This is a genomic window from Streptomyces sp. NPDC054849, assembly GCF_053610945.1.
Window position 1 is genome coordinate 1 of the sequence record NZ_JBSGZI010000043.1, and the last position, 13,510, is coordinate 13,510.

Annotated in this window: 11 protein-coding genes; 10 read left to right on the forward strand and 1 reads right to left on the reverse strand. The window is 70.1% G+C overall.

What is annotated here, in order from left to right; all coding sequences use genetic code 11:
- The first annotated feature begins 129 nt into the window (after positions 1 to 129).
- Positions 130 to 405, forward strand: a complete 276-nt coding sequence (locus tag ACWGIF_RS19945; protein ID WP_453499098.1) for a hypothetical protein — start codon at positions 130 to 132, stop codon at positions 403 to 405.
- A 46-nt stretch (positions 406 to 451) separates the two neighbouring features.
- Here ACWGIF_RS19945 and ACWGIF_RS19950 read toward each other — a convergent pair whose 3' ends face one another.
- The gene (locus ACWGIF_RS19950) at positions 452 to 1,381 is read right to left on the reverse strand and encodes a hypothetical protein (protein WP_453499100.1); all 930 of its coding nucleotides are present in this window, start codon (positions 1,379 to 1,381) and stop codon (positions 452 to 454) included.
- 127 nt (positions 1,382 to 1,508) lie between these two features.
- Between ACWGIF_RS19950 and ACWGIF_RS19955 the strand changes: the two genes are divergently transcribed.
- The 9 genes from ACWGIF_RS19955 to mrdA all read left to right on the forward strand — a co-directional run bounded on the left by ACWGIF_RS19955 (position 1,509) and on the right by mrdA (position 13,498).
- Positions 1,509 to 4,130 carry a valine--tRNA ligase gene (locus ACWGIF_RS19955; protein ID WP_453499102.1) on the forward strand — a complete coding sequence of 874 codons (2,622 nt, stop codon included), beginning with the start codon at positions 1,509 to 1,511 and terminating at the stop codon, positions 4,128 to 4,130.
- 282 nt (positions 4,131 to 4,412) lie between these two features.
- On the forward strand, positions 4,413 to 5,561 hold the full coding sequence (locus ACWGIF_RS19960) for a sensor histidine kinase (protein ID WP_453499104.1): 1,149 nt from the start codon (positions 4,413 to 4,415) through the stop codon (positions 5,559 to 5,561).
- A 200-nt stretch (positions 5,562 to 5,761) separates the two neighbouring features.
- Positions 5,762 to 7,300 (forward strand): bifunctional tetrahydrofolate synthase/dihydrofolate synthase, encoded by a 1,539-nt coding sequence (gene folC / locus ACWGIF_RS19965; RefSeq protein WP_453499106.1) that lies wholly within the window; start codon positions 5,762 to 5,764, stop codon positions 7,298 to 7,300.
- A gap of 2 nt (positions 7,301 to 7,302) precedes the next feature.
- On the forward strand, positions 7,303 to 7,671 hold the full coding sequence (locus ACWGIF_RS19970; RefSeq protein ID WP_453499108.1) for a DUF4233 domain-containing protein: 369 nt from the start codon (positions 7,303 to 7,305) through the stop codon (positions 7,669 to 7,671).
- Positions 7,672 to 7,758: 87 nt separating this feature from the next.
- Positions 7,759 to 8,169, forward strand: a complete 411-nt coding sequence (gene ndk, locus ACWGIF_RS19975) for a nucleoside-diphosphate kinase (protein ID WP_453499110.1) — start codon at positions 7,759 to 7,761, stop codon at positions 8,167 to 8,169.
- A gap of 296 nt (positions 8,170 to 8,465) precedes the next feature.
- Positions 8,466 to 9,485 (forward strand): rod shape-determining protein, encoded by a 1,020-nt coding sequence (locus ACWGIF_RS19980; protein WP_008738981.1) that lies wholly within the window; start codon positions 8,466 to 8,468, stop codon positions 9,483 to 9,485.
- A 132-nt stretch (positions 9,486 to 9,617) separates the two neighbouring features.
- Positions 9,618 to 10,565, forward strand: coding sequence for a rod shape-determining protein MreC (gene mreC / locus ACWGIF_RS19985; RefSeq protein ID WP_453499112.1), 948 nt, complete (start codon positions 9,618 to 9,620; stop codon positions 10,563 to 10,565).
- Between the two features lie 13 nt (positions 10,566 to 10,578).
- A complete protein-coding gene (gene mreD, locus ACWGIF_RS19990) occupies positions 10,579 to 11,304 on the forward strand; it encodes a rod shape-determining protein MreD (RefSeq protein ID WP_453499114.1) in 726 nt (241 codons plus the stop codon).
- 13 nt (positions 11,305 to 11,317) lie between these two features.
- A complete protein-coding gene (gene mrdA / locus ACWGIF_RS19995) occupies positions 11,318 to 13,498 on the forward strand; it encodes a penicillin-binding protein 2 (protein ID WP_453499116.1) in 2,181 nt (726 codons plus the stop codon).
- Positions 13,499 to 13,510 lie beyond the last annotated feature (12 nt).

Here is a 13,510-nt window from a genome sequence, read left to right on the forward strand (position 1 = left end):
CCCTCCTGGCGTGTGGAGATCAGCCAAGAAGACGGAAAGGTCGGCCATAGGTTCGAATGTGCGTTGAGCCCCTGCTCTGAAGCGAGTTGACTACCCGTTGGTAGGAATCAACCCGCAAGGAGTAGGTGCATGAGCAAGACGCGACGGATCATCGGGATGGCGGCAGCGGTGGCAATGGCGGGTGCGCTGCCTGTGCTCGTGGCGTCGCCTGCACAGGCCACGTCGGGGGACTGCCAGAACTACATGCGGAACCTGGGTTACAACGTGGGATCCGGCGTCATCGGCGCATGCGATCTCGGCGAGGGGGGTTTCATCGGCGAGCAAGGCTGTTTCGCCCGGATGCTTCAGCTGGGTGTGAAGTACGACGACAGCCGTGAGGCGTGCTACCAGGCGGCGCGTGACTGACGTTCATGACCCAAGGGCCCAGCTTGAGTGCTGGGCCCTTGCCCTATCAGGCCTTGGTGCGCGAGGTGTTGTAGAGCTTCGCCGTCAGCGCCGCCACCTCGTCGAGAGTGCCGCTGCTGCCGCCGAGCACCAGGGCGGCCGGGTCGGCGGCGTTGATGCCGACCAGCGTCGAGTGGTCTCCCCAGGCGCACGAGGGGATCTCCATGTCCTTGGGCGTCTTGCCGGTGGCGGGCTTGACACTGATCATCTTGATGTTGGCGCACTTCATGACGGCGCCCTTGAACCCGTCCGGAGTGAATGCCTTCGGGGTGCCGACCAGTTCGTACTTGAAGCCTAGCTTCTCGGTCTCCTTGTTGTTCTGGCCGATGCCGGCGTAGTAGCCGTCGACCGCCTTCTCCGGGTCGGCGATGTCGCCCCACAGGCCGTTTGCCGCGAGCTGCTTGCCCTTCCCGTCCGTACCGACCTGGTACTTGGCGGTCGAGCTGTGGGCGTTCTGCACGCCCAGTGCCTCGGCCTTGGTCTTGCCCTCGCCCGTGACCGGGGCGTCCGCCGCGGGAGCGCCGGCGGTGTCCGGAGCCTTCTGGTAGCTGTCGACCGAGGCGGGGAAGGCGAGCTTGTAGCCCTTGGTGTCGTCGGACACGCTGCCCGCGCCGCCGCCCAGGAGGTACCAGCCGCCGCCCGCGATGACCGCGACCGCCACGACCACGCCGATGATGACGCCGGCCTTGGACTTCTTCGGCGGCTGCCCACCGTACGGAGGCTGCTGCGGGTAGCCGTACGCCGGCGTCGGAGGCTGCTGCGGGTAGCCCTGCGGAGGGACACCCGGCTGCTGCGGGTAGCCGTAACCGGGCTGGGGGGCGGGCTGGCCGTACGGGCCCGGCGGCGGGGGCTGCTGGCCGTACGGGCCCGGCTGCTGGCCGTACGGTCCGGGCTGCTGCGGCTGCTGGCCGTAGGGCCCTGGCTGGTTGTAGCTCATCCCGCGTCCCCCAATGAGGTTGCTTATACGTCCCACACATCCTGGCGGAAGCCGAAGGCGCCCGGGGCGGCGGGCCCCCTCATTACTGGTTTCATGACTGAGCTGTTACGGCCTTAAACTGTGGCCCGTGACCGAGAACACGCAGACACCCAGCAGCCCCAACTCCGAATTGCCGACCGCGTACACGCCGGCCGAGGTAGAGGGGAAGCTCTACGAGCGCTGGGTAGAGCGTGGGTACTTCGAGGCCGACGCGAAGAGCGAGAAGCCGCCGTACACCATCGTCATCCCGCCGCCGAACGTCACCGGCTCGCTCCACCTGGGCCACGCGTTCGAGCACACGCTGATCGACGCCCTGACCCGCCGCAAGCGCATGCAGGGCTTCGAGACGCTGTGGCAGCCCGGCATGGACCACGCCGGCATCGCCACCCAGAACGTCGTCGAGCGCGAGCTCGGCAAGGAGGGCAAGTCCCGCCACGACCTGGGCCGTGAGGCCTTCGTCGAGCGCGTCTGGCAGTGGAAGGGCGAGTCCGGCGGGCAGATCTCCGGCCAGATGCGCCGCCTCGGCGACGGCGTCGACTGGTCGCGCGAGCGCTTCACCATGGACGAGGGGCTCTCCGAGGCCGTCCAGACCATCTTCAAGAAGCTCTACGACGACGAGCTGATCTACCGCGCCGAGCGCATCATCAACTGGTGCCCGCGCTGCCTCACCGCGATCTCCGACATCGAGGTCGAGTACCAGGACGACGACGGCGAACTCGTCTCGATCCGCTACGGCGAGGGTGACGCGTCCATCGTCGTCGCGACCACCCGCGCCGAGACGATGCTCGGCGACACCGCCGTCGCCGTCCACCCGGAGGACGAGCGCTACAAGCACCTCGTCGGCACCGAGATCGAGCTGCCGCTGACCGGCCGCCGCATCCCGGTCGTCGCGGACGAGCACGTCGACCCGGAGTTCGGCACCGGCGCCGTCAAGGTGACCCCGGCGCACGACCCGAACGACTTCGAGATCGGCCAGCGCCACAACCTGCCGAACCTCGCCGTCATGGACGAGCACGCCATCATCACGGCCCACGGCCCCTTCCAGGGCCTGGACCGGCTGGAGGCCCGCTCCGCCATCGTCGCCGCGCTGCGCGCCGACGGCCGGATCGTCGCCGAGAAGCGCCCGTACACCCACTCCGTCGGCCACTGCTCGCGCTGCAAGACCACCATCGAGCCGCGCCTGTCCATGCAGTGGTGGGTCAAGGTCGGCCCGCTCGCAAAGGCCGCCGGTGACGCGGTCCGCGACGGCCGAGTCAAGATCCACCCGCAGGAGATGGAGAAGCGGTACTTCGACTGGGTCGACAACCTCCACGACTGGTGCATCTCGCGCCAGCTGTGGTGGGGCCACCGCATTCCCGTCTGGTACGGCCCGAACGGCGAGGTCGTCTGCGTCGGACCGGACGAGGAGCCGCCCGCGGGCGAGGGCTGGACCCAGGACACCGACGTCCTCGACACGTGGTTCTCCTCGGGCCTGTGGCCCTTCTCCACGCTCGGCTGGCCGCGGCAGACCGACAGCCTGGCGAAGTTCTACCCGAACTCCGTCCTGGTCACCGGCTACGACATCCTCTTCTTCTGGGTCGCCCGGATGATGATGTTCGGCCTGTACGCGATGGACGGCACCCCGCCGTTCCACACCATCGCCCTGCACGGCATGGTCCGTGACGAGCGCGGCAAGAAGATGTCGAAGTCCTTCGGCAACGCGGTCAACCCGCTGGACTGGATGGACAAGTACGGTTCCGACGCCGTCCGCTTCACCCTGGCCCGCGGCGCCAACCCGGGCGTCGACGTCCCGATCGGCGAGGACTGGGTCCAGGCCTCGAGCAAGTTCGCCAACAAGATCTGGAACGCCACGCGCTTCGCGCTGATGAACGGCGCCACGATCGAGGGCGAACTGCCGGCGGCCGGGCAGATGTCGGCGACCGACCGCTGGATCCTGTCGCGCCTCAACAAGACCGTGGCCGAGGTCGACGCGTTCTACGACGACTACCAGTTCTCCAAGCTGTCGGACTCCCTCTACCACTTCGCGTGGGACGAGGTCTTCGACTGGTACGTCGAGCTGTCGAAGACGACGTTCTTCGCGGGCGGCGAGCAGGCGAAGGTCTCCGGCCGGGTGCTGGGCGAGGTCATCGACGTCATGCTGCGCCTGCTGCACCCGGTGGTCCCCTTCGTCACCGAGACGCTGTGGACCACGCTGACCGGGCGTGAGTCGCTCGTCGTCGCCGAGTGGCCGAAGGACAGCGGCTTCCGCGACGAGGCCGCCGAGGCCGAGATCGAGAGCGTCCGGACCGTCGTCACCGAGGTCCGCCGGTTCCGCAAGGACCAGGGACTGCAGGACGGCCAGAAGGTCCCGGCGCGCCTGGACCTCACCGGTACGCCGCTGGCCGCGCACGAGGCCGCCATCCGCCAGCTGCTGCGTCTGCAGCCGGAGGGTGACTCCTTCAGTGCCACCGCGACCCTCCCGGTCGCCGGCGCCACGGTCGCGCTCGACCTGTCGGGCACCATCGACATCGCCGCCGAGCGCAAGCGCCTCTCCAAGGACCTCGGCGCCGCCGAGAAGGAGAAGCAGCAGGCCGAGGCGAAGCTCGGGAACGAGGCGTTCATCGCCAAGGCCCCCGACAACGTCGTGGACAAGATCAAGGGCCGCCTGGCCAAGGCCGAGGCGGACATCGCCCGGATCCAGGCCCAGCTGGACGCACTGCCGGCCGCGTAGGCGCCCGTAGGCACGCGAAGGCCCCCGCACCGTCGGTCGACGCGGGGGCTTTCGCCCTATGCCTTCCCCGTCGGAGGCCCGGCGTCACAGAGGGCGGTCGCCGAACGGCCCCCAGGACGCCCGCAGCCCGCCCCCGCCCCGGACGCCGGGGCCGGGGCCCCGGGCGGCGGCGCACAGTCGCGAGGGGCCGGGACATCCGCTCTGTCCGAAGTGCCCTACGTCACTCCCTTTCGGGTCCCGGCTGATCCGGATCCAACGCGCTGACCACGGATGATGGAGGGCATGCGCGTCAAGCCCGTCGTCCCGGCCCTCCACCGGTGGGTGGCCTCCGGCCGCCGGCTCAACGACGGCTGGGCCGGTTCGCCGCGGGCGCTGGACGTGCTGATCGCGCTGGGCTGCCTCGGCCTGATGGCGCTCGACCTGCCCGGCCTGGCCGCCGCCGACAACTCGCTGAGCGGGCTCGCCGCCGCCGTCGTGCTCGCCCTGGGCTGCGCGAGCCTGCTGGTGCGCCGCCGGCTGCCCTGGATCTCGTACCTCGCGGCGCTGCTCTTCATCGGGTGGCTGCACGAGCTGACCCTGGTCCAGTTCGCGCTCTACTCGGTCGGCCGCTACCGCGGGCGCCGGGCCGGGATCCTCGCCACCGTCGGCTACGTCGGCTTCGCGCTGGTCATGTTCGCGGTGCCGGGCTGGCCCGAGCCCCCGGGGCAGACGCTCAGCGGCTTCCTCAGCCTGGTCGTGCCCATCGGAGTGCTCGCCTCGGCGGTGGGCATCGCGGCCTGTCGGCACGACCTGGTGGGGGAGCTCACCGCCCGGCGGGCCGAGTCCGCGGTGCTGCAGGCCGTCCAGCAGGAGCGGAACTCCGTCGCGCGCGACGTACACGACTTCGTCGGGCGGGAGCTGACCCTGCTGACGGTGCGCTCCGAGGTGCTGTCGGTGCGGGCGCGCGAGACGACGCACGCCAAGGACTTCGAGGAGCTGGCCGAGACCGCGCGCCGGGCCCATCTGGTGCTCAACGAGATCATCGTGCAGCGCGGCGAACGCGCCTCGACACCGGGCGTGGACGGGCTGCCGACGCTCGCCGAGGAGAGCGGGCGGGCCGGTTCCCCGGTCCGGCTCGCCCTGGACGAGGACGCGCACGGGCTGTCGCCGCTGCGGCAGGCGGCGGTCTACCGGGTGGTGCAGGAGTGCCTGACCAATGCCGCCAAGCATGCGCACGGGGAGACCGTCGACGTGAGGGTCGCGGCGGACGGCCCGCAGCTGCGCATCGCCGTGAGCAACCCGCTGCCGGCCCGCACCCCAGGCCGGGCCCCCGTCTCGGCGGGCTCGGGCACCGCGAGCATGTCGGAGCGCGTGTGCAGCCTGGGCGGGACCCTGACCGCGACGCGCACGGAGGACTCCTACGAGGTCCTCGCGACGCTGCCCCGCGGCTGAGGCCGTCCGCGCCGTCCGCGCCGTCCGCGGCTGACGCCGTCCGCGCCGTCCGCGGCTGGTGTCGTGCGCGTGGCGGCCTGCGGCATTCGCCCCCCGTCGCCCGAGCAGAACCCGCATAACGATCCGGTCGCTCTCGCCGTCGGGGGGCCGGAAACGGCCGGGACGAAAGTCCACGGGGTCCCCGTCCGTAGACTGGCCCTGTGAGTGAGCAGCAGCCCGAGAGCCACGACCACGACGACAACGACGACCTCGCCGGTACCTTCGACGAGTTCGACCAGATCGTGGCGGAAGAGTCCGACCGCGACCCCGACCTGGCGGTGATCGAGGCCGGCAGCCGCACCCTGCGCGCCCAGGCCGGGCCGCCCCAGGGGGACCCGGTACCCGCCCGGCCCGTCGACCCGGAGGTCGCGAAGGCGCTGCAGGAGGTGGAGCAGGAGCTCGCCACCCGCTGGGGCGAGACCAAGCTGGAGCCGTCGGTGTCGCGGATCGCGGCGCTGATGGACGTGCTGGGCGAGCCGCAGCGCGCGTACCCCTCCATCCACGTCACCGGCACCAACGGCAAGACGAGCACGGCCCGCATGATCGAGTGCCTGCTGAACGCCTTCGAGCTGCGCACCGGGCGCTACACCAGCCCCCACGTGCAGTCGATCACCGAGCGGATCAGCCTCGACGGAGCGCCGATCGACGCCGAGCGGTTCGTCGAGACGTACCAGGACATCAAGCCGTACGTGGAGATGGTCGACGCCGCCCAGGAATTCCGGCTGTCGTTCTTCGAGGTGCTCACCGCAATGGCCTACGCGGCCTTCGCGGACGCCCCCGTGGACGTGGCCGTGGTCGAGGTCGGCATGGGCGGCAGCTGGGACGCGACCAACGTCATCGACGCCTCCGTCGCGGTGATCACCCCGATCAGCCTGGACCACACCGACCGGCTCGGCTCCACGCCCGGCGAGATCGCCCAGGAGAAGGGCGGCGTCATCAAGCAGGACGCGACCGTGATCCTGGCGCAGCAGCCGGTGGACGCGGCGCAGGTGCTGCTGAAGAAGGCCGTGGAGGTCGATGCGACCGTGGCCCGCGAGGGCATGGAGTTCGGCGTCGTCTCCCGCGAGGTCGCGGTCGGCGGCCAGCAGCTGACGCTGCGCGGTGTGGGCGGCGAGTACGACGACATCTTCCTGCCGCTGTACGGCGCCCACATGGCGCACAACGCGGCGGTCGCCCTGGCCGCGGTCGAGGCCTTCTTCGGGATCGGCCAGGAGCACGCGCGCGTCCTGGACCCGGAGACCGTGCGGAAGGCCTTCGCCTCGGTGACCTCGCCGGGCCGCATGGAGGTCGTGCGGCGCAGTCCGACGGTGGTCCTGGACGCCGCGCACAACCCGGCGGGCGCGGCGGCCACCGCGGAGGCGGTCACCGAGTCGTTCGGCTTCAGCCGGCTGATCGGGGTCGTGGCCGCGAGCGAGGGCAAGGACGTCCGCGGCGTGCTGGAGGCCTTCGAGCCGATCTTCGCGGAGGTGGTGGTGACGGAGAACTCCAGCCACCGCTCGCTGGGCGCGGACGAGCTGGCGGCCGTCGCCGTCGAGGTCTTCGGCGGGGACCGGGTGCAGGTGGAGCCGCGGCTGGACGACGCCCTGGAGGCGGCGATCACCCTGGCGGAGGAAGAGGCCGAGTACGGAGGAGCCGGGGTCCTGGTGACCGGTTCCGTGATCACGGTGGGCGAGGCCCGCCTGCTGCTGAAGAGGGGCTGAGGATGCGCACGCTGTGTGCGAGCACGCTGATCGGCGAGTTCTTCGTGATCGGCTTCGCGGGGCTGGTGGCGATGAAGAACCCCGACCTGACCCAGGCCACGGTCTGGACGGTGTGCGGGGTCACGATGCTGCTGTCGGTGCTGCTCTGCGGCATGCTGTCGCGCCCCGGGGCGGTCCAGCTGGGCTGGGCCTTGCAGATCGGGCTGATCGCGAGCGGGTTCGTCGTTCCGACGATGTTCTTCCTCGGCGCGGTGTTCGCCGGCCTGTGGTGGTGCTCCGTGCACTACGGCCGCAAGATCGACACGATCAAGGCGCGCTGGGCGGCCGCGCAGGAGGCGTCCGGGGCAGCCGGGGAGCCTGACGCTGCGTGACGGGTCCCTCCGGCCCGCCCGCCGGACGGACCCCGACGGACCTGTAGATTCGTCCTACCGCACCCGTATGCCGCAAGGAGCCGCAACATGACCCAGCGCACCCTCGTCCTGCTCAAGCCCGACGCCGTCCGTCGTGGTCTGGTCGGCGAGATCATCGGCCGTATCGAGCGGAAGGCCGGCTGGACCATTCCCGCACTGGAGCTGCGCACGCTGGACCAGGAGACCCTGGAGACGCACTACGGGGAGCACAAGGGCAAGCCGTTCTACGAGCCCCTCATGGGCTTCATGGCCGGCGGTCCGGTCGTCGCCCTGGTCGTCGAAGGGGAACGCGTGATCGAGGGGGTCCGCCAGCTGGCCGGACCGACTGACCCGATCGCCGCGGCTCCCGGCTCCATCCGGGGTGATTTCGGCACCGTCACCCGGGAGAACCTGATCCACGCCTCGGACTCGGAGGAGTCCGCCGAGCGCGAGCTGAAGCTCTTCTTCCCCGCTCTCTGAGCACGCTTCCCTGACATAACATCAGCCGAATAGCGCTCATGACCTGGGGCGACCGAAGTAATTTCGGTCGCCCTTCGGTATTTCCGGGCACGAGCGGGAACGCCTGGGCAGGACACGTCGTCACCACTAAGGGGGCGGGTATCCATTCCGGCGGGCTTGCCGGAGTCCCGTCGCGCGGTGTCCGTACTCCCGGCACTACGATGGGGCCTCCACCCACCACACCCACTCGCCGACCTGACAGCAGCCGCTATCAACTGGAAGGCCAGACGCTCCTCATGGGGAACAAGGGGAACAACATGTCGTTCATCGGCCGTGACATGGCGATCGACCTCGGGACCGCCAACACGCTGGTGTACGTGAGGGGCCGGGGGATCGTCCTGAACGAGCCGTCCGTGGTCGCCATCAACACGAACACCGGCGGCATTCTGGCGGTCGGCTCCGAGGCGAAGAAGATGATCGGGCGCACGCCCGGCAACATCGTCGCCGTACGACCCCTCAAGGACGGCGTCATCGCCGACTTCGAGATCACCGAGCGTATGCTCCGGTACTTCATCCTCAAGATCCACAAGCGCCGCTACCTGGCCCGTCCGCGCGTCGTGGTCTGCGTTCCCTCCGGCATCACCGGAGTAGAGCGCCGCGCCGTCATCGAGGCGTCCACGCAGGCAGGCGCCCGACAGGTGCACATCATCGAGGAGCCCATGGCCGCCGCCATCGGCTCGGGCCTGCCCGTCCACGAGGCCACCGGCAACATGGTCGTGGACATCGGCGGCGGCACCACCGAGGTCGCCGTCATCTCCCTCGGCGGAATCGTCACGGCGCAGTCCATCCGGGTGGCCGGCGACGAGCTCGACAACGCGATCATCCAGCACATCAAGAAGGAGTACTCGCTCCTCCTCGGCGAGCGAACGGCCGAGCAGATCAAGATCACCATCGGGTCGGCGTACGACCTCGACAAGGACGAGCACACCGAGATCCGCGGTCGCGACCTGGTGTCCGGCCTGCCCAAGACGGTCGTCATCTCGGCCGCCGAGGTACGCAAGGCCATCGAGGAGCCGGTCAACGCCATCGTCGACGCGGTCAAGACCACGCTCGACAAGTGCCCGCCGGAGCTCTCCGGCGACATCATGGACCGCGGCATCGTCCTGACCGGCGGCGGCGCCCTGCTGCGCGGCCTCGACGAGCGGCTGCGCCGGGAGACCGGCATGCCGATCCACATCGCCGAGGACCCGCTCGACTCCGTCGCGCTCGGCTCCGGCAAGTGCGTCGAGGAGTTCGAGGCCCTCCAGCAGGTCCTCGACGCCCAGCCCCGTCGCTGACAACCACCCCTCCCTGCCGGAGGGGCCATGCGGAACACAAGGATCCGCCGTACGGGTGCTACCGGGCCCGTGCGGCGGATCGTTGATATACAGGCAAAGAGAATTTCGACGAGGAAGGCACGGCCGCCGCACGTGAGGGACACACGAGAAAGCCGGCTGCTCCTGGTGCTTCTGATCGCCATCGCGTTCGCACTGATCACGGTGGACATCAGGGCAGGCGAGGAGTCGCCGGTCGACGGTGCCCGGCAGGCCGCCGCAGCGGTCTTGGGCCCGGTCGAGAAGGGTGTGGCGACCGCGGTCGATCCGGTCGCCCACGCCATAGGGGCGGTACGGGACTCCGGCGAGCGCCACAACCGCATCGCCACGCTGGAACGCGAGAACGCGGCCCTGAAGGCCAGACTGGGCAGCGACGAACAGACCCGCAGCCGCATCCACGAACTCGACGAGATGCTCAAGCGGGCCGGCGCCGGGCAGTACGGCATCAAGGGCGCCGAGGTCATCGCGATAGGAGCGGCCCAGGGCTTCTCCTGGACCGTCACCATCGACGCCGGCAGCAAGGACGGCATCGAACGCGACATGACCGTCCTCAACGGGGACGGGCTCGTCGGCCGGGTCAGCACGGTAGGCCCCGACACCGCGACCGTCGTCCTCGCCAACGACCCCGACTTCACCGTCGGCACCCGCCTGGAGAAGACCGGCGAACTCGGCTTCGCCACCGGCCAGGGCGACCGCGCCCTGTCCGTCCAGATGCTCAACGGCAAGGCCAAGATCGCCCCCGGCGACCGCCTCGTCACCTTCGGCTCGCGCGGCAACAAGCCCTTCGTGCCCGGCGTCCCGATCGGCGAGGTGGTCAAGGTCGACCCCTCGCGCGGCGACCTGACCCGCACCGTCTGGGTGCGTCCGTTCGTCGGATTCTCACGCCTGGACATCGTCGGCGTCGTGGTGATGCCGCCGCGCGAGGACCCGCGCGACGCCGTCCTGCCGCCCAAGCCCGAGGCCCCCAAGCCCATTCCGACCGTCACCGTCACGGTCACCCCGTCCGGGTCCGCCGGCGTGCCCGCCAAGCCGGCCGACGAGTAGGAGCAGACCGACCATGCGTTTCAACCGGATCCTGCTCTCGGCCACGCTCATCGTGGTGGCCCTCGTCGTCCAGGTCACCGTCCTGGGCCGGCTCCAACTGCCCGGTGCCGTACCCGACCTGCTGCTCCTCACCGTCGTCGCCCTCGCACTCGTGTACGGGCACGTCAGCGGTGCGCTCATCGGCTTCGGCGCCGGCCTCCTCGCCGACCTGGCCCCGCCCGCCGACCACGCCGCCGGGCGGTACGCGCTCGTCCTGTGCGTCATCGGCTACGTCTGCGGCCTCGTCCGCCCCGACGGGGGCAGGTTCCGCTCCGCCTGGGGCCCGATGCTCACCGTCGTGGCCGCCGCGATCGGCTCCACCCTCCTCTACGCGGGCGTCGGCAGCCTCGTCGGCGACACCGCGGCCCGCCACGTGGGCCTGACGGGGCTGTTGTTCACCGCGACCCTCTACGACCTGCTGCTCGCGCCGTTCACCGTGCCGTTCATCATGGCCCTGGCCCGGCGCGCCGAGAACGACCCGATGGCCGTGGAGGCCGGCGGCGGCCCCTCCAACAAGGCCGCCGACGTCTCCGCCGGCTGGCTGGCCGGCGGCACGGGCCTGCGCATCGGCAGCCAGCGCGGCGGCCTGCGCCTGAAGACCGCGCGCGCCCGGGCCAACAAGGCCGGCCGCATAAAGGGTGTCAAGGCCGTCAAGGCCGTGAAGACCGTGAAGAGTGTGAAGAGCGTCAAGAAGCTGTGAGGGAGGAGCCGACGTGACGAACGTTCCGGAGACCGGCCGCACCTCCCGGGTGCAGATCAGACTCGTCATCATGCAGGTGCTCGTCCTCTCGATGCTGGTCACCCTCGGAGGCCGGCTCTGGTACCTCCAGATCCGCAACGGCGCCGAGTACTACCACGAGGCCAAGAGCAACCACGTCCAGCGGGTCGTCCAGCCCGCCGTGCGCGGCTCGATCCTCGACGCCCGCGGTGTCCCGCTCGCCGACAACGAGACCCGTCTGGTCGTCTCCGCCAGCCGCACCGCGCTGATGAAGATGAAGGACAGGGGCAAGGGCGTCATGACCCGCCTCGCCGGCGTCCTGGACATGACCCCCAAGGAGGTCATGGAGAAGGTCCGCCTCTGCGACTCCCAGACCCCCGCGCCCTGCTGGAACGGCTCCCCGTACCAGCCGATCCCGGTCACCCTCGAAGCCACCACGCAGCAGGCGCTGCAACTGCGCGAACGCCCCGAGGAGTTCCCCGGCATCACCGCGGAACCCACCGCCGTCCGGCGCTACCCGGCCCCCGGCGGGGCCCGCACCTCCCAGGTGCTCGGCTACCTCTCCCCGGTCACCGACGAGGAGATCCAGAAGGCCAAGGACACCGACTCGCCTCACCTGCGCTCCGACCAGGTCGGCCGTTCCGGAATCGAGCGCACCTACGACAAGCAGCTGCGCGGCAAGGCCGAGGTCACCTCGTACGAGGTCGACAACCTCGGCCGGGTCATGGGCCAGACCAAGTCCGACCCCGGCGTGGCCGGGTCCACCCTCATCACGAGCATCGACGCCCGGGTCCAGGCCGTCGCCGAGTACGAGCTCCAGCAGGCGATGAAGGTCGTCCGTCACGAGACCGACAACATCACCGGCCGCAAGTACGAGGCGGACTCCGGCGCCGTCGTGGTCATGGAGGCCAAGACCGGCCGCATCGTCGCGATGGCCTCCCAGCCCGACTACGACCCCAACGCCTGGGTCGGCGGCATCTCCGGCAAGGACTACGCCCGGCTCACCAGCAAGAACTCCAACTACCCGTTGCTCAACCGGGCCATCCAGGGCCAGGCCCCCGCAGGCTCCATCTTCAAGGTGGTGTCGGCGAGCGCGGCCGTCCGGGCCGGGTACCCGTTCGACAGCAAGTACAACTGCAGCAGCTCCTACAGCCTCGGCGGCCGGAGCTTCGCGAACTTCGAGTCCAAGGGGCACGGCCCCATCAGCCTCGGCGACGCCCTCAAGTTCTCCTGCAACACCGTCTTCTACGCCCTCGGGCACAAGGAGTGGCAGCGCGACGGCGGCCTCAGCCCCAAGAAGGACGCCCACGACTGGTTCTACCGGACCGCCCGGGAGTTCGGACTCGGCTCCGAGACCGGGATCGACCTGCCGAACGAGGTACCCGGCCGCATCCCCGACCGGAAGTGGAAGCAGAACTTCTGGAAGGCCAACAAGGGCTCCTGGTGCAAGCAGGGCAAGCGGGGCGGCACCTACGTCGAGCAGATCGCGTACGAGAGCTGCCTCGAAGGCAACCAGCTGAAGGCCTACGACAGCATCAACTTCGCCATCGGCCAGGGCGACGTCCTCGTCACCCCCATCCAGATGGCCACCGCGTACTCCGCCATCAGCAACGGGGGCACCCTCTACAACCCCACGGTCGGCAAGGCCGTGGTCAGCCCCGACGGCAAGCACATCGAGATGATCAAGCCGCAGTCCCACGGCAGGCTGCCGATCGACGCCAAGACCATCAGCGACCTCGACGGCGGCCTGCGCTCGGTCGTCGAGCCCGGCGGCACCGCCGCCTGGCGGTTCGGCGGCTGGCCGCAGGACAAGATTCCGATGCACGCCAAGACCGGCACCGCCCAGGTCTACGGCAAGCAGACCACGTCATGGCTGGCGACCTACACCAAGGACTTCACGATCGTCATGACGATCTCCCAGGGCGGCACCGGCTCCGGAGCCTCCGGCCCCGCCGTACGCAACCTCTACAACGCCATCTACGGTCTGACCATGGACGGGAAGCAGGACCTGAAGAAGGCCCTGCTGCTGGGCCCGGAGACCAAACTGCCCAAGATCCACCCCGACGGCTCCATCGAAGCGCCCGAGATCCGGCCGTACGTGCCGCCGTCCCCGGAGGAGCTGGCGCCGCCCGCGCTCGCCGGCCCGCCCGCCCAGCGCCCCGCACGGCACGACTGAGGACCGAAACCG

Bases quoted from the DNA above. Each gene is read 5' to 3' on its own strand.
- ACWGIF_RS19945 (WP_453499098.1), top strand. From the start codon at position 130: ATGAGCAAGACGCGACGGATCATCGGGATGGCGGCAGCGGTGGCAATG.
- ACWGIF_RS19950 (WP_453499100.1), bottom strand. From the start codon at position 1,381: ATGAGCTACAACCAGCCAGGGCCCTACGGCCAGCAGCCGCAGCAGCCC.
- ACWGIF_RS19960 (WP_453499104.1), top strand. From the start codon at position 4,413: ATGCGCGTCAAGCCCGTCGTCCCGGCCCTCCACCGGTGGGTGGCCTCC.
- ACWGIF_RS19970 (WP_453499108.1), top strand. From the start codon at position 7,303: ATGCGCACGCTGTGTGCGAGCACGCTGATCGGCGAGTTCTTCGTGATC.
- ndk (WP_453499110.1), top strand. From the start codon at position 7,759: ATGACCCAGCGCACCCTCGTCCTGCTCAAGCCCGACGCCGTCCGTCGT.
- ACWGIF_RS19980 (WP_008738981.1), top strand. From the start codon at position 8,466: ATGTCGTTCATCGGCCGTGACATGGCGATCGACCTCGGGACCGCCAAC.
- mreD (WP_453499114.1), top strand. From the start codon at position 10,579: ATGCGTTTCAACCGGATCCTGCTCTCGGCCACGCTCATCGTGGTGGCC.